This is a genomic window from Rhodococcus sp. IEGM 1366, assembly GCF_033142425.1.
GTDB classification, from domain to species: domain Bacteria; phylum Actinomycetota; class Actinomycetes; order Mycobacteriales; family Mycobacteriaceae; genus Rhodococcus_F; species Rhodococcus_F globerula.
Genome location: NZ_JAWLRZ010000004.1, coordinates 254,977 through 275,520, shown reverse-complemented (window position 1 = coordinate 275,520; position 20,544 = coordinate 254,977). Strand labels below are relative to the sequence as shown.

General features: G+C 61.8%; 22 protein-coding genes and 2 tRNA genes. 11 read left to right on the top strand and 13 right to left on the bottom strand.

Annotated features, from left to right (window positions below; all coding sequences use genetic code 11):
* Position 1: 1 nt before the first annotated feature.
* The 4 genes from R4P64_RS14035 to R4P64_RS14020 form a co-directional block, all read right to left on the bottom strand.
* Positions 2-868 carry a carbohydrate ABC transporter permease gene (locus tag R4P64_RS14035; RefSeq protein WP_317821293.1) on the bottom strand — a complete coding sequence of 289 codons (867 nt, stop codon included), beginning with the start codon at positions 866-868 and terminating at the stop codon, positions 2-4.
* Positions 868-1,818, bottom strand: coding sequence for a carbohydrate ABC transporter permease (locus R4P64_RS14030; RefSeq protein WP_092808636.1), 951 nt, complete (start codon positions 1,816-1,818; stop codon positions 868-870). The genes R4P64_RS14035 and R4P64_RS14030 overlap by 1 nt, the downstream gene beginning before the upstream one ends.
* Complete coding sequence (locus R4P64_RS14025) at positions 1,815-3,167, bottom strand: ABC transporter substrate-binding protein (RefSeq protein ID WP_411742670.1); 1,353 nt, start codon at positions 3,165-3,167, stop codon at positions 1,815-1,817. Before R4P64_RS14025 ends, R4P64_RS14030 begins: the two co-directional genes overlap by 4 nt.
* Before the next feature lie 63 nt (positions 3,168-3,230).
* On the bottom strand, positions 3,231-4,229 hold the full coding sequence (locus R4P64_RS14020) for a sugar-binding transcriptional regulator (protein WP_317821292.1): 999 nt from the start codon (positions 4,227-4,229) through the stop codon (positions 3,231-3,233).
* Between the two features lie 141 nt (positions 4,230-4,370).
* Between R4P64_RS14020 and R4P64_RS14015 the strand changes: the two genes are divergently transcribed.
* Both R4P64_RS14015 and R4P64_RS14010 read left to right on the top strand, forming a co-directional pair.
* The gene (locus R4P64_RS14015; RefSeq protein ID WP_317821613.1) at positions 4,371-5,381 is read left to right on the top strand and encodes an NAD(P)-dependent alcohol dehydrogenase; all 1,011 of its coding nucleotides are present in this window, start codon (positions 4,371-4,373) and stop codon (positions 5,379-5,381) included.
* A gap of 7 nt (positions 5,382-5,388) precedes the next feature.
* Complete coding sequence (locus tag R4P64_RS14010; protein ID WP_317543536.1) at positions 5,389-6,861, top strand: mannitol dehydrogenase family protein; 1,473 nt, start codon at positions 5,389-5,391, stop codon at positions 6,859-6,861.
* Here the strand turns inward: R4P64_RS14010 and R4P64_RS14005 are convergent, their stop codons facing one another.
* A complete protein-coding gene (locus R4P64_RS14005) occupies positions 6,862-7,380 on the bottom strand; it encodes a DinB family protein (RefSeq protein WP_116103060.1) in 519 nt (172 codons plus the stop codon).
* Between the two features lie 62 nt (positions 7,381-7,442).
* Positions 7,443-7,516 (bottom strand) — tRNA-Ile (locus R4P64_RS14000).
* Between the two features lie 178 nt (positions 7,517-7,694).
* Between R4P64_RS14000 and R4P64_RS13995 the strand changes: the two genes are divergently transcribed.
* The 3 genes from R4P64_RS13995 (at position 7,695) to R4P64_RS13985 (ending at position 8,894) form a co-directional block, all read left to right on the top strand.
* Complete coding sequence (locus R4P64_RS13995) at positions 7,695-7,892, top strand: hypothetical protein (RefSeq protein WP_230590060.1); 198 nt, start codon at positions 7,695-7,697, stop codon at positions 7,890-7,892.
* A 103-nt stretch (positions 7,893-7,995) separates the two neighbouring features.
* Positions 7,996-8,208: a hypothetical protein gene (locus tag R4P64_RS13990; protein WP_045067024.1), complete on the top strand. Its 213-nt coding sequence runs from the start codon at positions 7,996-7,998 to the stop codon at positions 8,206-8,208.
* 107 nt (positions 8,209-8,315) lie between these two features.
* Positions 8,316-8,894 (top strand): hypothetical protein, encoded by a 579-nt coding sequence (locus R4P64_RS13985; protein ID WP_317821290.1) that lies wholly within the window; start codon positions 8,316-8,318, stop codon positions 8,892-8,894.
* A gap of 509 nt (positions 8,895-9,403) precedes the next feature.
* Here the strand turns inward: R4P64_RS13985 and R4P64_RS13980 are convergent.
* Positions 9,404-9,476: transfer RNA gene (locus tag R4P64_RS13980), tRNA-Asn, on the bottom strand.
* Between the two features lie 136 nt (positions 9,477-9,612).
* On the opposite strand from R4P64_RS13980, the gene R4P64_RS13975 reads away from it, so the two are divergent.
* Positions 9,613-9,864, top strand: coding sequence for a hypothetical protein (locus R4P64_RS13975; RefSeq protein ID WP_033233058.1), 252 nt, complete (start codon positions 9,613-9,615; stop codon positions 9,862-9,864).
* Here R4P64_RS13975 and dnaG read toward each other — a convergent pair whose 3' ends face one another.
* Complete coding sequence (dnaG, locus tag R4P64_RS13970) at positions 9,865-11,784, bottom strand: DNA primase (protein ID WP_033233056.1); 1,920 nt, start codon at positions 11,782-11,784, stop codon at positions 9,865-9,867.
* Positions 11,785-11,833: 49 nt separating this feature from the next.
* The gene (locus R4P64_RS13965; protein WP_317821288.1) at positions 11,834-12,622 is read right to left on the bottom strand and encodes a helix-turn-helix domain-containing protein; all 789 of its coding nucleotides are present in this window, start codon (positions 12,620-12,622) and stop codon (positions 11,834-11,836) included.
* A gap of 73 nt (positions 12,623-12,695) precedes the next feature.
* Between R4P64_RS13965 and R4P64_RS13960 the strand changes: the two genes are divergently transcribed.
* Positions 12,696-13,211: a VOC family protein gene (locus R4P64_RS13960; protein WP_033233054.1), complete on the top strand. Its 516-nt coding sequence runs from the start codon at positions 12,696-12,698 to the stop codon at positions 13,209-13,211.
* A 4-nt stretch (positions 13,212-13,215) separates the two neighbouring features.
* On the opposite strand, the gene R4P64_RS13955 is transcribed toward R4P64_RS13960, so the two are convergent.
* Together R4P64_RS13955 and R4P64_RS13950 are read right to left on the bottom strand one after the other, a co-directional pair.
* Positions 13,216-14,514, bottom strand: coding sequence for a deoxyguanosinetriphosphate triphosphohydrolase (locus tag R4P64_RS13955; RefSeq protein ID WP_095885929.1), 1,299 nt, complete (start codon positions 14,512-14,514; stop codon positions 13,216-13,218).
* An 11-nt stretch (positions 14,515-14,525) separates the two neighbouring features.
* Positions 14,526-15,104, bottom strand: coding sequence for a YdcF family protein (locus tag R4P64_RS13950; protein ID WP_230590072.1), 579 nt, complete (start codon positions 15,102-15,104; stop codon positions 14,526-14,528).
* 183 nt (positions 15,105-15,287) lie between these two features.
* Here R4P64_RS13950 and R4P64_RS13945 point away from each other — a divergent pair, with 183 nt between their 5' ends.
* On the top strand, positions 15,288-17,369 hold the full coding sequence (locus R4P64_RS13945; protein WP_317821285.1) for a TPM domain-containing protein: 2,082 nt from the start codon (positions 15,288-15,290) through the stop codon (positions 17,367-17,369).
* 99 nt (positions 17,370-17,468) lie between these two features.
* Entirely contained in the window at positions 17,469-18,206 is a 738-nt protein-coding gene (locus tag R4P64_RS13940; protein ID WP_033233048.1) for a polyprenol monophosphomannose synthase, read from the top strand.
* Here the strand turns inward: R4P64_RS13940 and R4P64_RS13935 are convergent.
* Positions 18,198-18,974 carry a helix-turn-helix domain-containing protein gene (locus R4P64_RS13935; RefSeq protein WP_141486115.1) on the bottom strand — a complete coding sequence of 259 codons (777 nt, stop codon included), beginning with the start codon at positions 18,972-18,974 and terminating at the stop codon, positions 18,198-18,200. The genes R4P64_RS13940 and R4P64_RS13935 overlap by 9 nt on opposite strands.
* Positions 18,975-19,105: 131 nt before the next feature.
* Between R4P64_RS13935 and R4P64_RS13930 the strand changes: the two genes are divergently transcribed.
* Both R4P64_RS13930 and R4P64_RS13925 read left to right on the top strand, forming a co-directional pair.
* Positions 19,106-19,471, top strand: coding sequence for a nuclear transport factor 2 family protein (locus R4P64_RS13930; protein WP_141486116.1), 366 nt, complete (start codon positions 19,106-19,108; stop codon positions 19,469-19,471).
* Between the two features lie 65 nt (positions 19,472-19,536).
* Positions 19,537-19,956, top strand: a complete 420-nt coding sequence (locus tag R4P64_RS13925) for a MepB family protein (protein ID WP_317821282.1) — start codon at positions 19,537-19,539, stop codon at positions 19,954-19,956.
* Here R4P64_RS13925 and R4P64_RS13920 read toward each other — a convergent pair.
* Positions 19,944-20,525 (bottom strand): dihydrofolate reductase family protein, encoded by a 582-nt coding sequence (locus R4P64_RS13920; protein WP_317821281.1) that lies wholly within the window; start codon positions 20,523-20,525, stop codon positions 19,944-19,946. The genes R4P64_RS13925 and R4P64_RS13920 overlap by 13 nt on opposite strands.
* Between the last annotated feature and the right edge of the window lie 19 nt (positions 20,526-20,544).

Genomic DNA, 20,544 nt, shown 5'->3' with positions numbered 1-20,544 from the left:
GTCATTTGATGGCGCCGAAGGACAGGCCGCGCACCAGCTTGTTCTGGGCGAACCAACCGGCCAGGATGACGGGCAACGCCGCCATGGTTGCTGCTGCAGAGAGGCGAGCCCAGTACAGGCCCTCGCCCGTGATGAAGCCGACCAGGAAGACCGGAATCGTCTGAGCTTGAACAGCTGTCAGGTTGACTGCGAAGAAGAACTCGTTCCACGAGAAGATCACGCAGATCAGCGCAGTGGCAGCGATTCCGGGCGAGATCAGGGGCAAGATCACCTCGCGAACCGAGGTCCACAAACTCGCGCCGTCCATGCTGGCTGCTTCGAGGAGCTCGCTGGGTACTTCGAGGAAGAACGAGCGCATCATCCACACAGCGATCGGCAGATTCATCGACGTGTACAGGATGACCAGAGCCCAGATGTTGTCGAGCAATCCGATGTCGTTGACGATCACGTACAGCGGCACGATCGCTGCCACGACGGGAAGCATCTTGGTACTGATGAAAAAGAACAGCACATCCTGCGTCTTCTTCACCGGGCGAAGCGAGAGCGCAAACGCCGCTGGAACACCCAGTAGCAGAACAAGAATGGTGGACATTCCCGTGGCAAATGCCGAGTTCGCCAGCGTCGTACCCAGACCCGAATCGAGAACGGCACGGAACTGCTCGAGTGTCGGAGTGAAGAACAACTTCGGCGGATCCGTGTAGGCATCGGCCTCGGTCTTGAACGCCGTCAGAACCATCCAGAAGACCGGAAAGAAGAAGCCCAGAGCGGCAATCCACGCCACAACCGACCAGGGGCTGAACTTGCTGCTTTTCTTTTTCTTCACTACGGGCTTGTCGGTCGTCGCGCCTGTCGTATCTACGGTAGTCATCACGCAGCCTCCTCATTACCGGTGAAGCTCTTGAAGATCAATCGGAGCGCGAGTGTCGACACGATGATGGTCGCGATCACTGTCACGACGCCCATCGCCGCAGCTTGACCGACGTCGAAGCCGAGGAACGCACGCTGGTAGATGTAGAACGGCAGGTTCGAGCTGGCGACTCCTGGCCCTCCCGCCGTCATCATGTACACCGCGTCGAAGGTGTTCACGAGGTAGATCGCACCGAGCACGGCGCCGAGTTCGATGAATCGGCGCAGATGCGGCAACGTCAATTCGCGGAACATCGCAAACGGCTTGGCGCCGTCGACTCGCGCGGCCTCGAGAATGTCGCGGGGCATGGACTGCAGCCCGGCCAGGATCAGCAACATCATGAACGGGGTCCACTGCCAGATCAAATTGATCATGACTGCCGCGAGCGGGAACTTGCTCACCCAGTCAACCTGGCCGACACCGAACGGTTGGAGGACGAAGTTCACGATGCCGAACACCGGGTCGAACATCGTTGTCTTCCACAGCAATGCGCCGGCGACCGGGGTGATGAGGAACGGCGTGATCAGCAGCGTTCGCACAATTCCGCGGCCGAGGAACGCTCGGTCGAGAAGCAGTGCCAGCGCCAGTCCGAGGATCACGGACACGATGACCGTTCCCACGATCATGATGACCGTGTTGACAGCCACCTCACGGAACTGACTGTCCTTGAACACCTCGATGTAGTTGTCCAACCCATTGAAATGCCGTGATCCCGGCCGCACGAGGTTCCACGACTGCGTGGAGTAGTACAGCGTGAACAGGAACGGAATCTGGGTGACAACGATCGCGAAGATCAACGCCGGCAACAACGGACCTCGACGACGCCACCCCTCGGCGCGGGAGATCTTCTTCTCGATTCGGACCGGCGGCGCGTCGTCCACCGCAGTTCTGGGCTCAGCAACCGTAGTCATCGGTTCTCCTGATAGGTCTTGCCGACCACCTCGGCATACTGCTGCGATTGTTCGAGTGCTTCTTTCACACTCTTCTGACCCGCGATGGCAGCGCTGATCTGCTGGCTGACGCGAGTGCCCAGATCCTGGAACTCAGGAATGGTGAGGAACTGGACTCCGGTGTACGGAACCGGTTGCACTGTAGGGTTTTTCGGATCTGCGTTGTTGATCGATTCGAGGGTGATTTCACCGAATGCCTTGGACGCTTCCTGATACTCCGGAATCTCGTACGTCGAAAGACGACTTCCCGGCGGCACCCTCGACCAGCCGAGCTCCGTGCCGACTCGCTGGATGTAATCCTTGTTTGTCATCCACGAGATGAACTTCCACGCATCGTCCTTGTTCTGGGCCGACTCCGGGATCCCGAGCGCCCACGTGTAGAGCCATCCTGGATCGGATTTCTCGACCTTCGGAGCCTTGGCGTAGCCGATGTTTCCGAACACCTTCGACGACGCGGGATCTTCGAGAACCGACACCGCCGACGTCGCGTCGTACCACATCGCGGTATTGCCCTGCGCGAATTGTGTTGCACACTCACCGAATCCACTGGTCGCGGGACCTGGTTGACCATGTTCCGTGACCGTGTCCACGTAGAACTGAACGGCGTCTTCCACCTGCGGACTGGTCAGCTGCGCATTCCAGTCTTCGTCGTACCAGCGACCTCCGAAGGTGTTAATCACGGTATTCAGTGGCGCGAGGACCTCTCCCCAGCCAGGCTTTCCGCGAAGGCAGATGCCCGACATCTTGGCGTCGGGGTTGTCGAACTGCTCTGCCCAACCGGCAACTTCCTGCCACGTCGGATCTTCGGGAACCGTGATGCCGGCCTCGTCGAACAGGTCTTTGCGATACATCAGGAACGACGACTCACCGTAGAACGGAACGGCGTACATGCTGTCCTCGTAGGACAGGGACGTCTTGATCGACGGAATGAAGTCGTTTTCGTCGTAACCCGTTGTGGCATTGGCATACTCGGACAAATTCACGAGCCAACCATTGGCAGCCCATTGCGGCGTCTCGTAGTTGCTGATCATGACTACATCGAATTCACCGCCGCCCGTAGCCGTCGATGCCGTGATCTTGGCGCGCGCCTGATTCTCGGAGAGGCTGACGAACTTGAGGTCGATCCCCGGGTTCTCGGCTTCGAAAGCGGGTGCCAATTTGATGGCGTCCTGCATCTGTGAGTTCGACACCATCGCAATGGTGACGGTTCGTTCGCCGGAACCACCGAGTGCGCCCGCACCCGCACATCCCGACACCAGGAGGCAGAGAGCCGCAGCAGCAGCGCCCCACACTCGTCTTCCTGTTTTCACGGATTACCTTCCTTCACACTCACGTGTCAGTTGCACGCTCAGCCGGCAGAACTCGTGAGAGAGCTAGCTTTCGAGCAGCCACTGGGCGCACTCGACATCGGTGACGAGTACGTGTGCCAAACCTCCGCGCAATGCGCCCAGAACGGCCTGGCGTTTGTGTGTTCCCCCCGAAATCAGAATGGTCTGATCACAGGATTTCACTGCGTCGAGCGATACGGATACCGTGCGCTCGGGTAGTGGCCCCTCCACTGGAGTTCCGTCGATCGTGTAGAAACGGCCCCCGATTTCGCCGACCGCGCCGCGACTTTCCAACTCGTCCAGCATGGTCGAGTCGACAAAGCTACCGGCAAACAACGTGGTGGCCGTGGATACGGCGCCAACACCGAAAACCATGATGTCGGAATCGGTTCCAGCTTGCAGCGCCTTTGATATGACCGAATCGTTTTGCATCGACTCCACAGTCGCCGGATCGGCGTACAACGGAGCATTGAGGCGAATCGGATTGGCCTGCAACTGTTGTGCACATCGGCCGATAGTGAAGTCAACGCCGGTTTGATAGTCGGTCACCGTCATGGAGCCGTCAAGTTGTACCACAGCCGAGCACTTTGCCGCCCGATCCGGCAAAGAACCCGCTACCGCAACAGTTTCCGGCCCCCACGTGAATCCGAGAACGCTCGACGGCTGCAGACGCCGAACCAGCACGTCAGCAGCGCGACGGCCCAACGCATCGTAGTCGGGATCGTCTGAATCCGAATTCGCTTCGGGGACAACCAAAACTTCCGCCAGGCCGAAACACTTCTCGAGCTCGGACTCCAATTCCGTGTTCACCGAACCTTCCAACTCCGGCGGAACCAAGATCTCGACCCTGACCAAGCCTTGCGACCGCGCCCGAGCCAGCAAGCGGCCCGCCGTCGGCCTCGAGACACCGAGTTTTGCCGCGATCTCCGCCTGAGTAGCACCTTCGAGGTGATACATCGTTGCCGCGCGCAGCGCGAGTCGGACATCCTCGGACGCCGGCGTCTTCGACGTCTTGGGTCCCGTTGGCTGAGCCGACTGGTTCACGCGTTCTCCTCGTTGATTCTTTTGGTTGATTCTTTTGGTCGTGAGCAAATGCTCACTAGATGTTCTTATGCTCACTAAGCTAACATCTACGTTGTGACCCACACAACAGTTTCCGGTGAATCCATCGATCTACCTGCGACAATTCGGGCAAATGTCCTTATTTCAGTCGGAAAGATGCAGATGGAGGAAAGACCGCGACCGTCGCCCAGGCCTGGCGAAGTGCTCGTCCGCGTCCATGCGGTTGGCGTATGCGGATCGGACGCCCACTATTTCCGCGAAGGCCGCATCGGCCCCTACGTCGTCGAGGCTCCCCTCGTTCTCGGACACGAGGCGTCAGGTCGGATCGCAGCCGTCGGGGACGGCGTTGATCCCAGTCGCATCGGACAACGGGTCTCCATCGAGCCACAGAAGCCCGATCCGACCAGTTCGGAATCGAAATCCGGCCGATACAATCTCTGCCCTCACATGGAGTTCTTCGCGACGCCTCCCATAGACGGTGCGTTGACGGACTACGTGACCATTGGCGCTGACTTCGCACATCCGATCGCCGATTCCGTGTCCTATGAAGCCGCAGCGCTATTCGAGCCACTCTCTGTGGGCATCGCTTCCGTCCAGAAGGCGGGTATCACCGGTGGGTCCCGAGTCCTCATCGCGGGCGCCGGACCGGTGGGAATCGTGACGACACAGGTAGCCAAGGCTTTTGGCGCCACCGAGGTCATCGTCTCGGACATCGACGCCGCCCGACGCGAGGTGGCACTGAAGTTCGGCGCCACCGCCGTGGTTGATCCCCGCGAGTGCGATGTACGTTCACTCGGCGTCGACGCGTTCATCGACGCCTCGGGAGCCACAGCCGCCGTGATCGACGGCATCCATGCTGTTCGGCCGGCCGGGACAATAGTGTTGGTCGGAATGGGCGCAGACGAAATCCCGCTGCCCGTCCCCATCATTCAGGGTCGCGAGCTCGTCCTCACCGGCGTGTTCCGATACGCCAACACGTGGCCGATCGCCGCGGCACTGGTCGCGTCCGGTCGCGTCGACCTGGATTCGATGGTCACAGCCCGCTTTTCACTCGAACGCTCGCGCGAGGCGCTGGAAGCCGATCGCGTCCCCGGCAGCATCAAGGCCGTTGTCATCGTCGCCGAAGGAGACTAGAACTTTCATGGAACTCAACACGAAGACCTTGCGCGACTTCGATGCTTCACTCGAAGTGCCGAACTACGACCGGAGCAAAGTCACCACCGGCATAGTGCATTTTGGTGTCGGCGGCTTTCACCGCGCGCATCAGGCCATGTACATCGACACCCTCCTACGCCAAGGAGAAGGCTTCGACTGGGGAATCTGCGGCGTCGGAGTGATGCCGTCGGACAAGCGGATGAAGGATGCGCTCGGCGCTCAGGACGGTTTGTACACGCTGGCGCTCAAGCATGCCGACGGAACGCTCGAAGGCCGTGTCATCGGGTCAATTGTCGAGTACCTGTTTGCTCCGGACGATCCACGTGCTGTCATCGAGAAGATGGCGTCGGAGTCGACAAAGATCGTGTCCCTCACCATCACCGAGGGCGGTTACAACATCTCGCACACCACCGGTGAGTTCGAGGCATCCAATCCCGATGTCGTACATGATCTTCGGCCAGGAGCTCTCCCCTGCACGACGTTCGGACTGGTCTGCGATGCTCTCGCCCTTCGCCGAGAACGCGGCCTCGCGCCCTTCACGATCATGAGTTGCGACAACATCGAAGGGAACGGCGCCGTCGCACGAACAGCTTTCGGAGCCTTTGCCGCCCTGAAAGATCCGGAACTTGCAGAGTGGATCGAGCAGAACGGTGCGTTCCCCAACTCCATGGTCGACCGGATCACGCCCGTCACTACTGCCGAGGTGACTGCCGAGATCGCCCAGGCATTCGGCGTCGACGATCAATGGCCTGTCGCAGCGGAACCGTTTACTGCGTGGTTCCTCGAGGACGAGTTCACGGTGGGCAGGCCACCTTTGGAAAATGCCGGCGTGAATGTGGTGCCGGACGTGCGCCCGTACGAACTCATGAAGCTGCGTCTCCTCAATGCCAGCCATCAGGGCATCGCTTACTTCGGCTACCTCGCCGGATACCGACTCGTTCACGAGGCATGCCAGGACGAACTCCTGTCCGGGTTCCTGCTCGACTACATGAACCTCGAAGCAACGCCGACCCTGGATCCGGTCCCCGGCGTCGACCTCGATCAGTACAAGAAGACGCTCATCGAGCGCTTCTCGAACCCACAGGTTCGTGACACGATTGCGCGTCTGTGCGCCGAATCGTCCGATCGAATTCCCAAGTGGCTCTTGCCGGTGATTCGCAAGCAACTCGACACCGGAGGGCCCATCAATCTGTCCACCGCCATCGTGGCCAGTTGGGCGCGCTACGCCGAGGGCGTCGACGAGAACGGCGACCCGATCACCGTGGTCGATCAATTGGCCGACACGTTGGTGCCCCTTGCCCAGAAGCAGGCGGTCGACCCACTCGCCTTCATCGGCAACCGTGCCGTTTTCGGCGACCTGGTCGACAACCGACGATTTGTCGCGAGCTTCCGAACAACACTCGACTCGTTGCACTCGGTCGGAGCCCGAAAAACCCTCGAGGAGGTGCGCGGGCTCTGACTACCCCGACACGTCGTGCAGGTGATGGATCGGATCATGAATGAAGTACATGGCCAATGATTCGACGGTGAACGCCGATCCGTCACTGCGGAGTCCACGCCTCCCCAGCTGACCCTCCGCGACTGATTCGAATGCGCTCGCGACGGCTTCAGCAGCGTCGGCCAATTCCGAAGCGACTGTCGCCGAATCCTGCTCGTTGTAGCGATCGGCAATTGCTGTTGCGTCTTGGTCCCAGTTCTCGAAGTGCGGATCGTCGAATGTGAGCATCTGCTCCAACCGGGCTCTGAAAATCCTGAACACGTCACGCACATGGGCGGAATACTCCAACGCCGACCAGGTTTCGCTGTTCGGCCGTACCGTCACGTCTTCGCGCTGCAGCACCTCAGCCCAGGCTGCAGCATTCCTGCGAACCAGATCGGGAACATCAGCGAAGGTGATGGTGGTCGAGTCGAACCCGCACTCTGTGCACGGGCGTTCGAGCACCCAGGTCCAGTTCTTTGTGTCCGGCGTGATCGGCATGGATCGAGAATAGTCCGCCCACGGCGGGTATTGATTCCATCGCCGATCGTGGAAGAGAGTTGTGGGGCGGGCGGGGCTCGAACCCGCGACCAATGGATTATGAGTCCACGGCTCTAACCGACTGAGCTACCGCCCCATCCGAGTTGCATGACATCTCGGCGCGTCCGAATGTTACCGGCACCGCTGACGCGAATCACAACCGGGCAGGGTGTGACTGGTGTAACTCATATCGGAGCAGGTACCTCGACTTGGTTCGCACGGGTGCCGGAACCCGATAACGTTGGAGAGCACACCCCACTGAACAGGATCATCACATGAAGCTTGCACTCTCTGAATTCAAGAACTCCAAGGCCACGATCCGGATCATCATGTCCGACGGCGCAAAGCTCAACGGCACCGTCAAGGACTTCTCCGAGGACACGTTGGTGCTCAACTCCCCCAACGGGGTCTACTACATCAACCCGGCCCACATCGTTCGCTTGTTCGAGCCTTCGGACCGCGCAGCGAAGTAGTCGCTCGCACCATGAACACCGAAGCCCGGCGCAGAATCCTGCGCCGGGCTTTCGCTTCAGACAACCACCGACTTCGAACGACCACCGACAGGAAGGGCAACAAATGAAGGTCACCGCCAAGGTCACGAAATCCGGCGATTGGTGGGCCGTCGAGGTGCCCGAAGTCGACGGCGCATTCACCCAAGCACGCCGACTCGATCAGATTCCCGACATGGTCGCTGACGCGGTGCACCTTCTCACGGATGTTCCTGCCGGGGATGTCGAGGTCACGCTCGACGTCAACCAAACCCACAGCCCCGGCGCGCAATTCGAATAGCCGCCAGTCGGCCGAATCGCCATGCAGCCTCGGGGCTCGTCCGGGCGATCATCTTGTAGACGCGGCGGAAAGTGTCCACTGGCGGCATAGTTGGCATGGTGTCAGGTATGCGGCGATGTCGTTTGGGGCCGGTATTGGCAGGCTCCGTTGCTGTTCTCGCGGTTGGGGTAGTTGTTGCTTTCCAGATTGTGGACGACCGACGGTCCCCGGCAGCTGCCCCGCAGGGGCAGGTTATCGGGCAACCCACATGTCTGGCGCCTGACGTGCTCGAGGCGGTCATTCCGATACCGGTCCAGTCACCGGAGTACCTAGTAGACCCATTGCCTCCGGCAGGAACGATTCCCGAGAGCTTCCAACCGACATCGGTGGTGGTGTGCGAATTCCTGAAGTTCGCGGACGACAACAGTGGGGCGATCCTGAGGCAGACGAGGAGAAGCGGTGATTTGACGCGAGTCATCGCTGAATTGGCGCAGCCCTCGCTCGATCGTCCGTGGTTGGGCGAGTGCCCCACTGGGTCGACCATTCCTACTCCTGTGGTTTGGCTGGTCGATGCCGTAGGACACGGTGTGAGAGTTGCTTTTCCGACTGGAGGAGTGTGTGAGCACCCACTACCGGAGGCATACGAGGCAGTCATGAACCTGGCCGTGCAGGAAGACCAGGTGCACTATCTTCCCAGTGCGTTGTGAGCTTCCTACCTGCTGACAACGATCAAATCTCGGACGAATACCTCCCCTGGATATTCTGATGTACCCGTCCGGATCCAGCCGGTCAGCGCCAGCCCTCGAATCATTGCGGTCACGAGGCTCACAACAACTAACCTGACGGTCTGTCATAGACAGCCGGGCTGCGGCGGCATAGATCTACCGACTGCGCCAGCGATCAACCTGCGGCATGGCACCGGCGCATGGCGGCGTTCGCACAGTCTTGCCACACTTGCGGCAGTAGTGCGTTCGATGCCCGCCGTTCTCGGCCGTCACACAGCCGCATACTTCCCATCCGACGAGACAGGTGCCACCGGTGAGGGCGTGCCCGCTGGGGCAACTGGTCGGCGCAGACTCGACAGACATACCAGAATCTTCGCACACACATTCGAATGACAGTTGTCGGTCACGCGGCGCCTGGCAGGCCTTCGACATAACCGTGCAACAAAAAATCCCTGATCCGCATTGCTGCGGATCAGGGATTCTTCTGAACGCTCCCCCGGCTGGACTCGAACCAGCAACCGTCCGATTAACAGTCGGAAGCTCTGCCAATTGAGCTACAGGGGATTGTCTTGCTCGCTTCGCCCGTTCCGGCGTTGCCTGAGAAACTGTAGCGAATCCACCGCCGAAGTACCAAATCGCCTGCCCAGCGAGTCATCAGGCAGGATGGAGTCAGGACGATCGGTGCTGGAGGGAAGCAGGAATGATGCGTTTGTTGATCGGTGTTGCCGCTGGGTACGTCCTGGGGACGAAAGCAGGGCGGGCCCGGTACGAACAGATCAGTCGGGCCGCGAAGGCGGTGGCGACCAGTCCTGCCACGAAGAAGGTGCTCGACGCGTCGCGTCAGAAGCTGGCTGATTCGCTCAGCACGCAGCCGAAATTGGAGCCCATGAAGCCGATCAACGAGGAAACCACGATCCTGATCCCTCATGACCAGTTGAAGAAGAACCGCTAGTCAGACGCTGTTGTCGCCGACGGCTTGCTCACGCAGCTGTCGGCGGTACTGCTCGAGGGCGACGAGGTCGCCGAACAGCGAGTTGTACTCGTCCGGTGCTGCGGCGGGTGAGATGCGCTGCAGTTTGGATTTGAGGTCTGCGACCTGTTCGCCTACCCAAGCCTCCTGCAGTCGCGCGAGCACGCCGCTGATGTAGCGGGGAACTGTGTCCTCGTCACATGGCATCGGTTCGACGGCAAGTTCGGAGATCACTGAGGCAACTGTCACATCTTCGACGCCCTTGGTGACAACCTCGATCCATTCGGCGCCGCCGAAGCCCTTGCTGGTGCCTCCGGCGTCGGACATCGACTGCCTGATTGCCACGTAGGCGGGATGAGTGAACGTCTCGACGGGCAGTGAGTCGAACACCGTTCCGGCGATCCCTGGGTACTGCAGGGCCGCTTTGAGCACCGCTCGCTGCGTGGACAGCCCCGGATCGTTGGGCCGGGGCCGTGAGATGCCGATCGGGAGCGCAAGGGCGTCGTCGCTGGGCTCCGGAATGACCTGACGACGCTTCGGGGCGGGTGAAGAACCACGGGTGGACGCACGTTTGCGAGCTTCGTCACGGACACGTCGACGCACGGACGGCAGGTCGTCCCACCCGACCCATCCACACAGCAGGTTGGCGTAACTGTCGCGCAGAGTCGATTCCTTGATCTGCGCGACGACGGGAACGGTACGACGCAAAGCCTCGACGCGACCTTCCGCTGTGTCAAGATCATGCTCGGTGAGTATCGACTTGACCACGAACTCGAACATCGGGGTGCGCCTCGCCACGAGGTCGCGGACTGCGGCGTCGCCCGACGCCAGCCTGAGATCGCACGGGTCCATTCCGTCGGGAGCGACGGCAACAAACGTCTGCCCGGCCATCTTCTGATCACCTTCGAAAGCCTTCATCGCGGCAGCTTGCCCCGCGGCATCGCCGTCGAAGGTGTAGATGATTTCGCCGCGAAAGTAGCTGTCGTCCATCAGGAGTCGGCGCAGCATCGCCAGGTGTTCCTCGCCGAATGCGGTGCCACACGACGCGACGGCGGTCTTGACGCCGGCCAGATGCATCGCCATGACATCGGTGTACCCCTCGACCACCACAGCCTGATGCCCCTTGGCGATGTCGCGTTTCGCGAGATCGAGGCCGAACAAGACCTGAGACTTCTTGTACAGGATGGTTTCCGGGGTGTTGACGTACTTGCCTGGCATGGTGTCGTCGTCGAAAAGTTTGCGGGCACCGAAGCCGATTACGTCGCCGGCAACGCTCCGGATGGGCCACAGGAGTCGACGATGGAAACGGTCGATCGGGCCGCGTCGCCCCTCCTTGGCCAGGCCGGCGGCTTCGAGCTCCTTGAACTCGAATCCCTTGGCCATCAAGTGCTTTGTGAGTGTGTCCCAGCCTTCGGGGGCGTAGCCGCAGCCGAACTGCAAGGCCGCAGCGCCGTCGAAATTTCGCTCGGTGAGGTAGTCGCGCGCAGCTTGGGCGTCTGGCTCCCGCAGGCGCGCCGCATAGAACTCCTGCGCTGCCGCGTTGGCCGCGATCAAGCGCGCACGGGTGCCGCGATCGCGCTGAACCGAGGGACCGCCGCCCTCGTAGGAGATCGAGTAGTTCAGCCGGTCGGCCAACTGCTCGACAGCCTCGACAAAACTGATGTGGTCCATCTTCTGCAAGAAGGAGTAGACGTCGCCGCCCTCACCGCAACCGAAGCAGTGATAAAGCCCATGGTTGGGACGAACGTGGAACGACGGCGACTTCTCGTCGTGGAACGGGCACAGCCCCTTGATGGAGTCGCCACCCGCACGCTTGAGCGAGACGTATTCACCGACGATGTCTTCGATGCGTGTGCGTTCGCGAATGGCCGCGATGTCTCTGTCAGAAATTCGGCCCGCCACGTATGTCAGTCTAGGCGGTCCACGAACTGCGCCTGACACGGCAAGTTCGTCACGGGTGGTCTGGAGTCTTGCGGTAGGAGTTCGGTGTGAAACCGAGGACGTTGCGGAAGTCGGCGGACAGGTGGGCGTGGTCTGCGTAACCGAGATCGGCCGCCACCTGCGCGATCTTCACCGACGGATCTTCGCGTAGCCGCTGTGCGGCTTCCTGAAGTCGGTAGCGTCGAATGATCGCCAATGGCGGCAACCCGACGTATCGCTGGGCAAGGCGTTGAACACCACGGACGGAGGTGCCGAGAAGTTCGGCGATATCACCGACACGGATCACTGTCCGATCCGAAGCGATCAGGTCTTCCATGGCATTTGCCTGTCGACCACTCTCGTCGTCCGGCGCAATGTGATCGGCCGCCCACTCGGAGAAAGCCGCAATCGCACGCTGCCTACCCACCTCGTGGTCAGCCTCACCCATCGCCGACATCACTGCCTCATGCAAGTCCGGCGCGGCGATCTGCACTTCGGTGTTCTGGATGGTCTGCGGATCAGCGCGCAACGACGCGAGGCCCGCCGGCCGCAACAGTGCACCCACCGCCCAGCCACTGCCGGACAGGTCACGGTGCGACGCCCCTGTCGACGGGCCGACCAGGGACACCCCGCCGGGTTCGACCACGAGATTGGAAGCGGGGAACGGAAGCACTTCCTGTCGGACAGTTCGGCCGGGCGCCAGCTGCCATCGCGGAATCCAGAACCAGCGGATACGCCCTTCCAACGAGGCGTCGGCCGGTTCGCGGTGGAACGTCGGGAGTTTGGTCGGGTACAGAATCCCGCGACTGTCATTGGCCATGACCAACTGCCGTCCTCCTCGTTCGTCGCAAATCTTCAAGCCACAGCCCATCTGACGGCGCTACCTTCGTTTCATGAACGCAGACAGCATTTCCCAGCAGGGCGTGACCGGCGAGCACACAACAGACGGCATCCCGCACGGCTCGACGAGCTTGACCCCGTTTCTGGCGATCAAGGGAGCCGCCGACGCGATTGAATTTTACCGGTCGGTGTACGGCGCACGCGTCGTCGACATCACCGAGTTCAGCGGCGTCGTCGTCCACGCCGACCTCGATTTCGGAAACGGTCGGCTCCAACTCGGCGAACCCAACCCCGATTACGGCCTCGTCGAGGCACCTTCCGGCGACGCCGACTCCTACTCGATGGGCCTGTACTGCTCAGATGTCGACGCCGTCGTCGAGCGCGCAGTACAAGCCGGCGCGACCGTTCGTGAATCGGTAAGCACGTTCGTCTCGGGCGACCGGTTTGCCTCGATCCGCGACCCCTTCGGCGTGCGTTGGTCCATCATGACGCGCGTCGAGGACCTCAGCGAAGCCGAGAGTGCGCGCAGGGTCGCAGAATGGGCGCTGACGCAAACGCCGTCGAGTTGAGCAGTCAGCCCCAACTGGCCTGCGCGCCGAGGCTGGCTTTGTCGACCCGCTCGAGGCGACTCTCCGTGTACGACGCGATCTGATCCACGACAACTCGGGTGCGCGCCGCATCGTTTTCCGCTCGCTCCCAGGCAGGCAGCAAGATGGGGTCCAATCCGGCGGGCGCGGTCGCCAGCAGCCATTCCGCGACGCGATGAACTCGGTCACGTTGACGGTCTTGGCGGGCCTTGTGCCCGTTGTCGGACATCACGTAATACAGCGCAACGGTTTTGAGCAGCGCTACTTCGGATGCCACCGCTTCGGGGATGTCGAGGTCTGCTTGGTACCGCGACAGCGGCCGGTCTCCGTTGGTCAGCCGGGTGCGGGCGATGGCTGCCGTCGCAAAGCGTCCGACCAATTCGCTGGTCAGGTTTTTCAATGCCACGGAACTGTTCAGGGTCCCGTCGTAGCTGCCGACGCTCTGTACGACGGGCAGTTCCGACAACCGCTGCGCAGCGTCGATCAGATCGTCGATCACCAGGCCGCGAAACTCCGAGGCACCCAACTCGGCGAGAGCGCGCTGCTCGCTCGGATCGGCCAGTGACCGAAGGTCGATACGGCCGGCAATCACCCCGTCCTCGACGTCGTGCACCGAATAGGCGACGTCGTCGGCCCAGTCCATGACCTGAGCTTCCAATGCTTGCCGACGCCCGGGCGCTCCGTCGCGGACCCAGGCCAGCACATCGGCGTCATCGTCGTAGGCGCCGAACTTGGCTCCGGGTTCCGGCCTGGTCCACGGATATTTGATCGCGGCGTCGAGGGAAGCTCGGGTGAGGTTGAGTCCGGCACTGCGACCGTCGGGCCCCAAGATCTTGGGTTCGAGGCTCGTGAGGATGCGCAGGTTCTGGGCGTTGCCTTCGAACCCGCCGCAGTCTTTCGCGACCTCGTCGAGTGCCTTCTCACCGTTGTGCCCGTACGGAGGGTGCCCGATGTCGTGGGCCAAACCGGCGAGGTCTACGAGATCGGGGTCACAGCCGAGGCCGTCGGCGATACCGCGACCGATCTGCGCAACTTCCATCGAGTGCGTGAGCCGGGTACGCGGGGTGTCACCATCGCGAGGACCGACTACCTGGGTTTTGTCGGCCAGGCGTCGTAGCGCCGCGGAGTGCTGCACGCGAGCGCGATCCCGCGAGAAGTCGGATCGATGTTGGGCGGCGGCAATCTGAGTTCCGGGCAATCCCGCTCGCTTCGGAGCCTCGACAATGCGGCGCTCCAGATCGTGCTCGGAATAGGTTCCGCCGCCGTACGTGGTGTGTGCCGTCATTTCGGTTGTTCCTATTGCCCTGCCGTGTAGGGGAAGTCAGCGGAGAAGTGCGTCAGTTGGTACCAGAGCAGAGCGCCGGTTTCGCGCGCGATGCCATGCAGTTGGGATTCGCGGGTGAACACGGCCGGCCCTTGTCTGGTGGGCGCGGTCCAGGCTTCGAGGCCGGTGTCGCGGGCCATGGTTCGAGTGCGCAGGGAATGCCACGGGTCACTGACCAGAACTGCGGAATTGATTCCCTGCGAAGCCATTTCGTCGCTGACGGCATCAATGCTCAGCAAGGTGTCCGAGCCGGTTTCCACAGCGGTAATCGCACTCGACGGAATCCCGCGGTCGGTGAGATACATCTTTCCGGACGCGGCTTCGGTGTACTCGTCACCTTCCTGCTTGCCGCCGACGGTGATGATCTGCGGCGCTACCCCACGCTTGTACAGCTTGTACGCCTGCTCGAGCCTGGCTTCGAACACCGACGACGGAGTTCCCGAATACTGAGCGGCCCCGAGAACAACAATCGCGTCGGCTGGTGTTGTGTCGTCGATCCGCGCAACCTGCCAGACCCGGACCGCGGTTCCGCCGATCAAGACGAAGGTCATCAGTAGAGCCCCGGCGATGAGGCGTCGGGTCCATCGAGCCAGACCTTCGCCGAAGCCGCCGCCAGCCCCGGAGGGCGCAGAGTTGCGGGAGCGGTTGCCGAAAGCTGGTTTCACTCCCGCAATTGTGCCAGCCCTGATCGCTCCCCCGCGCTGCCGACGCGCCATAACGGTTAGATTTGCGTCATGGCCTTCGCAGCACACATCGAGCAGTCGTCTCCAGCAGACCACGACCGGGCATTCGTCCGGCCGATCCGGCGTTGGGGAAGCGCGAGCGCCGTTGCGGCGATCTTCGCGATCCTGGCATTGATCTTCAGTCCTGCCACTGCGTCGGCTGATCCGCCGTTGGTCCTTCCCAACCAGATCACCGATACCTCTGGCGTACTCAACGACGGCCAGAAGGAGGACATCCAAGCTGCGCTCGACCAACTCAGCGAAGACCATCAGATCGATCTGTGGGTTGCGTTTGTCCCCGACTTCAACGAGATGGGTGGCCAGGCGTGGGCCGATCAGACAGCAACGAAGTCCACTCTCAGCGGCACCGACGTCCTGCTTGCCGTCGCGACCACGGAGGGCGCCTACTACCTCGACGTGCCGCCCGGACTGACAAACATCACACAATCCGACATCGACTCCATCAAGTCCGACGCGACGGAACCGGCTCTCGCCGACGGTGATTGGGCTGGAGCCGCCATTGCCACCGCCGGCGCGCTCGGTGACGCAAACGCCAAGAGTGGCGGCATGTCCGTAAGCACACTCCTCATCGGCGGCGGCGCGGTCATCGTCGGAACCGGCGGAGTGGTTCTGTACTCACGCAAGCGGAAGAGCGATCGAGACAAGGCCAGCCTCGAGGCCGCAAAGAACATCGCGCCCGACGACATCGCTGCCTTGAACGCACTTCCGTTGCCGACGCTGGACGAGCGAGCGCAGGCCATTCTCGTCGAGACCGACAACGCCATCGCGTCGAGCCAGGAAGAACTCGAACTCGCGCGGGGCGAATTCGGTGATGCGGCCGTCGCGCCGTTTGCCCAGGCTTTCGACAAGGCCAAGGCGACACTCGCCGGAGCCTTCGGTATCAGGCAGAAGCTCGACGACGCTATCCCGGAGTCACCCGAGCAGCGGCGCCAGATGCTCATCGACATCATTTCCTCGTGTGGCCGTGCCGATCAGGAACTCGATGCGCGGGTCGACGAGTTCGACACGATGCGTGATCTTCTCATCAACGCGCCCGCTCGCCTCGATGCCCTGACTCAGGCTGTTGTAGCCGTCAGCGTGCGGCTGCCGGAGTCCGAGAAGATCCTGAACGAGCTGAAGAACCAGTTCCCGGCTCCGACCCTGGCGCCGGTCGCCGGCAACGTCACCATGGCCGGAGAACGCTTGACTCTGGCCGAGCAGTCCATCGAGCAGGGCCGCGACGCCGTTGCCTTGCCCGCCGGTAAGCAGGGCGCCGCCGTCACAGCGATTCGGACCGCGGAGGCCGCGCTGGATCAGGCTCGCAAACTTCTCGACGCCGTGGATCACGCGGCAGACGACATCCGCAACGCTATCGCTACCCTCCCCGCCGCGATGGACGACGTTCAGCAGGGCATCACCGCTGCCGACGCCTACCTGGCCCAGGGCGGCGATAGATTGGCCGCCGCCAAGGCCGGTGCACAAGCCGCGTTGGCTCACGCCCAGACATCGAAGGACAGTGATCCACTCGGCGCCTTCAACCAGATTGTGGCCGCCGACGCACAACTCGACGCATTGCTCGCAGAGGCTCAGGAGCAGAAGCAACAGCTCGAACGGGCGCAGCAACGCCTCGCGCAGGACATCCTGGCGGCCCAGGCACAGGTCACTGCTGCCGGCGATTTCCTCAATACGCGACGCGGCGTCATCGGCGCCGAGGCGCGCACCCGCTACGCCGAGGCGCAGCGCCATCTGCAGGCAGCTCAGCAGTTGCAGGGCACCGATCCGTCGACGGCTCTGCAGCACGCGCAGGCTGCAACGACGCTGGCCACGCATGCTCTGCGGGCGGCCCAGAGCGACGTCAGCACATGGGAGGCAAACCAGCGTCCCCGCGGCGGAAGCGGCGGCGGCGGCAACGCGGCAGGCGCCATTCTCGGCGGCATCCTGATCAACAGCGTTCTGCGTGGCGGCGGCGGTGGACCGCGTTCGTACGGCGGTCCGAGCAGCAGCGGCCGGGGCGGCGGATTCGGCGGCGGCGGGTTCGGCGGCGGCGGTGGAGGACGCGGCAGTCGCGGCGGTGGCGGCGGCGGCCGGTTCTGAGTCAACTACCCGAGGTAGTAAAATTCTGACTTTGTTCGCGACCGACCTCGTCGTACGCTTCATCCGGCAAGTCGGGATCACAGATCATACGAAGGTGTTATGAACAACGTCGCTCCGCAGATTACCGTCGTGGTACCCACGTACAACGAGCGTGAAAACCTGCCCAAGCTCGTCGATCGTCTCGCCGCATTGAAGATCCCGAACCTGGCAGTACTCGTGGTGGACGACAACTCCCCCGACGGAACCGGCGAGGTAGCTGACAAGCTCGGCATCGACGGCCCCATCCCGGTGGGTGTTCTGCATCGCACCGCCAAGGACGGACTCGGCCGCGCGTACGTCGCCGGTATGACGCGGGCGCTCGCCGAGAACGCCGACATCGTCATTCAGATGGACGCCGACCTGTCTCATCCGTCCGAAGTGATCCCCGCCATGATCGAGATCCTCACCACAACCGACGCTGCGGTGGTGCTCGGTTCGCGCTACGTCGAGGGCGGCGCCGTGGCCGGCGACTGGCCGTGGCACCGCAAGGCACTGTCGGCATGGGCCAACTTCTACGTCAACGCAATCTTGCGGCTGCACGTCAAGGACGCCACCGCCGGATTCAAGGCGTGGCACGCAAAGACGTTGCGCGCCATCGACGTCGAATCGGTGCAGAGCAACGGTTACGCCTTCCAGGTCGAGATGAACTACCGAGTTGTGCAGCGCGGCATGAAGATCGCCGAAACCCCCATCCGTTTCGAGGAGCGCACCGACGGCGTCTCGAAGATGAGCCTGGCTGTTCAGCTCGAATCGGCACTGGTTCCCTGGAAGCTGAAGTTCGGCAAGAAGTCACTCTGATTTCGCTCTGAAGAACTCCGCGGTCTCGCGGTCGGATGGATAAAAACATTCGATCGCGATCTCTGCCAAAGTGACATCGCGCGGCGTACCGAACACGGTGGTGGTACTGAACATCGCCAGTTCGGTGTCGCCCGCGCGAATCCGCAAGGGCACCAACAGAGAACTCTCGTCCTCATGCCACTCGCCGCCGCTGGGATAAGTCAGCAATTCTTCCAACAGCGCACCCAACTGCGCGTCGGCGGTCACCTCGACCTCACGGCGCAGCCGAGCGATCACGTGATTTCGCCACTGCGCCAAGTTCACGATGCGCTCAGCCATGCCTTCGGGATGCAAACTCAGCCGCAGAACGTTGACCGGCGGCTCCAGAAGAAACGACGCAGCGCCCTCCGTCAGGATGCTTACCGCCCGATTGCCGACGATCAGATCCCACTGGTGATCGACCACCACAGCCGGGTACGGGTCATGGGCGTCGACGATGCGATTGATGGCGTCGCTGACCGCGGACATCGGCGTTTCCGCCAACGCATTCTCCGAATAGGCCGGTGCGTGACCGCCCGCCAGCAACAGCGTATTCCGCTGCCGTAGCGGCACTTCCAAACACTCGGACAAGTGGATAATCATGTCCTTACTGGGTTTCGATCGACCGGTTTCGATGAAACTCAAGTGCCTCGTCGAAACTCCGGCAGCGGAGGAAAGCCCCAACTGAGTGAGCCGTCGTCTCTCACGCCACGACTTCAGCTGGGCTCCCACATGCGTGCTCTGAGTCATCCACTCAACGTAGCGACAAGGTGTAATCAACGCCATGACCTCCGAGGTAATCGACTGACGACACATCCGCTTGGCACAGTGATCTCAGCCGGGAAACAAACCCCGGACCTCGACAACCAGGAGGATCTGCCATGAGTGACTTCGACGCAATCGCACACGCCTACATCGACCTGTGGAACGAAACCGATGCCGGCGCTCGTCAGGAACGAATCGAGCAACTGTTCGCGGCCGACGGCCGGTACACCGATCCACTGGCAGATGTGACCGGACACAGACAGATCGACGCGATGATCAGCGCTGTGCAGCAGCAGTTTCCGGGCATGACCTTCACACTCGCCGGACCGGTGGACTCACACCACAGCCAAGCTCGGTTCGGCTGGAAGCTCGGCCCGGCCGGCAAAGAATCCCTGATCGACGGATTCGACGTGCTCGAACGAAATGACGACGGCCGGTTGACGCTTGTTCTCGGGTTCCTCGACAAGGTGCCCTCAGCCTGAATCCCCCACCACCGACAGCGCTGCACCTTCAGCGCTGTCGGTGACCCGTGCCATCATCATTGCCGATGAGCGCTCACGGATGTACCTGGTCCACACCGATTCCCGAACCCGAGGGCGCGGAGTACAGCGCTCACTCCCTCACTGTCGACGGGCGCAGCGCCGTGTACCGTCGCGCAAAGACGACTCCTACCAAACTCGGGCAGTTCGTGACGCTGTGGCGACGATCGGACGCCGGGCCGATCCGCCCGTTCGATGTTTCCGACGGCGTCGAATTGTTCATCGTGAAGGTATACAACGAAGAACAACTGGGGCACTTCATTTTTCCCGTCGACGCTCTCATCACGAATCGAGTGGTTTCGACAGACTTCACGGGCGGTAAACGCGCCATTCGCCTCTACCCGCCGTGGGTAGCGCCGACCAGTGTGCAGGCCGTCAAATCCCAGCGCTGGCAACTCGAGTTTTTTCGCCCCACTCACTGCAACTGATACGTCGCCATGATGACTCCGGTTGTGGTGGAAACACTTTCGGTGAGAGTGAACCGCGCGAGTGCGGCGCCGTCAGGAAACAACCTGCGTCCCGTTCCGAGAACCACAGGATGGATGAGCAGAATGTAGGTGTCGATCAATTGGCGCTGCGCCAACGACGTGATCAGTTCCCCACTACCCAGAATCACCAGATCCGGCCCCTCGGTGTCCTTCAACTGGGCAACCGCGTCGGCCGCGTCACCGCGGAGCAACGTCGAGTTCTTCCACGGCAGCGGTTCAATTAATGTCCGCGACGCAACGTATTTCTGCGTGTTGTCGAGCACTTCGGTGAACGGATTGTCGGTCTGGTGCGGCCAGTACGACGCAAAACTCTCGTACGTCCGTCGCCCGAAGAGTAGCTGCGATCTCGCAGCCATTCCCTCGCCCATCTTCCGCGCCATGACCGCGTCACTGAACGGCGCAGCCCATCCCCCGTGCTCGAATCCGCCGCGACGGTCCTCGTCGGGCCCACCCGGTGCCTGCATGACACCGTCGAGAGTCACGCTGTTGGTCACACTGAGTTGTCTCATATGTCTGTTCTTACGCCTC

Coding starts and splice junctions, on each gene's coding strand:
- R4P64_RS13975 (WP_033233058.1), top strand. CDS start 9,613: ATGATGCGTTTGTTGATCGGTGTTGCCGCTGGGTACGTCCTGGGGACG.
- R4P64_RS13930 (WP_141486116.1), top strand. CDS start 19,106: ATGAGTGACTTCGACGCAATCGCACACGCCTACATCGACCTGTGGAAC.
- R4P64_RS13925 (WP_317821282.1), top strand. CDS start 19,537: ATGAGCGCTCACGGATGTACCTGGTCCACACCGATTCCCGAACCCGAG.
- R4P64_RS13960 (WP_033233054.1), top strand. CDS start 12,696: ATGAACGCAGACAGCATTTCCCAGCAGGGCGTGACCGGCGAGCACACA.
- R4P64_RS13950 (WP_230590072.1), bottom strand. CDS start 15,104: ATGACCTTCGTCTTGATCGGCGGAACCGCGGTCCGGGTCTGGCAGGTT.
- R4P64_RS13945 (WP_317821285.1), top strand. CDS start 15,288: ATGGCCTTCGCAGCACACATCGAGCAGTCGTCTCCAGCAGACCACGAC.
- R4P64_RS13990 (WP_045067024.1), top strand. CDS start 7,996: ATGAAGGTCACCGCCAAGGTCACGAAATCCGGCGATTGGTGGGCCGTC.
- R4P64_RS13935 (WP_141486115.1), bottom strand. CDS start 18,974: ATGACTCAGAGCACGCATGTGGGAGCCCAGCTGAAGTCGTGGCGTGAG.
- R4P64_RS14010 (WP_317543536.1), top strand. CDS start 5,389: ATGGAACTCAACACGAAGACCTTGCGCGACTTCGATGCTTCACTCGAA.
- R4P64_RS13920 (WP_317821281.1), bottom strand. CDS start 20,525: ATGAGACAACTCAGTGTGACCAACAGCGTGACTCTCGACGGTGTCATG.
- R4P64_RS13985 (WP_317821290.1), top strand. CDS start 8,316: ATGCGGCGATGTCGTTTGGGGCCGGTATTGGCAGGCTCCGTTGCTGTT.
- R4P64_RS13955 (WP_095885929.1), bottom strand. CDS start 14,514: ATGACGGCACACACCACGTACGGCGGCGGAACCTATTCCGAGCACGAT.
- R4P64_RS14005 (WP_116103060.1), bottom strand. CDS start 7,380: ATGCCGATCACGCCGGACACAAAGAACTGGACCTGGGTGCTCGAACGC.
- R4P64_RS13940 (WP_033233048.1), top strand. CDS start 17,469: ATGAACAACGTCGCTCCGCAGATTACCGTCGTGGTACCCACGTACAAC.
- R4P64_RS13965 (WP_317821288.1), bottom strand. CDS start 12,622: ATGGCCAATGACAGTCGCGGGATTCTGTACCCGACCAAACTCCCGACG.
- R4P64_RS14035 (WP_317821293.1), bottom strand. CDS start 868: ATGACTACCGTAGATACGACAGGCGCGACGACCGACAAGCCCGTAGTG.
- R4P64_RS13995 (WP_230590060.1), top strand. CDS start 7,695: ATGAAGCTTGCACTCTCTGAATTCAAGAACTCCAAGGCCACGATCCGG.
- R4P64_RS14030 (WP_092808636.1), bottom strand. CDS start 1,818: ATGACTACGGTTGCTGAGCCCAGAACTGCGGTGGACGACGCGCCGCCG.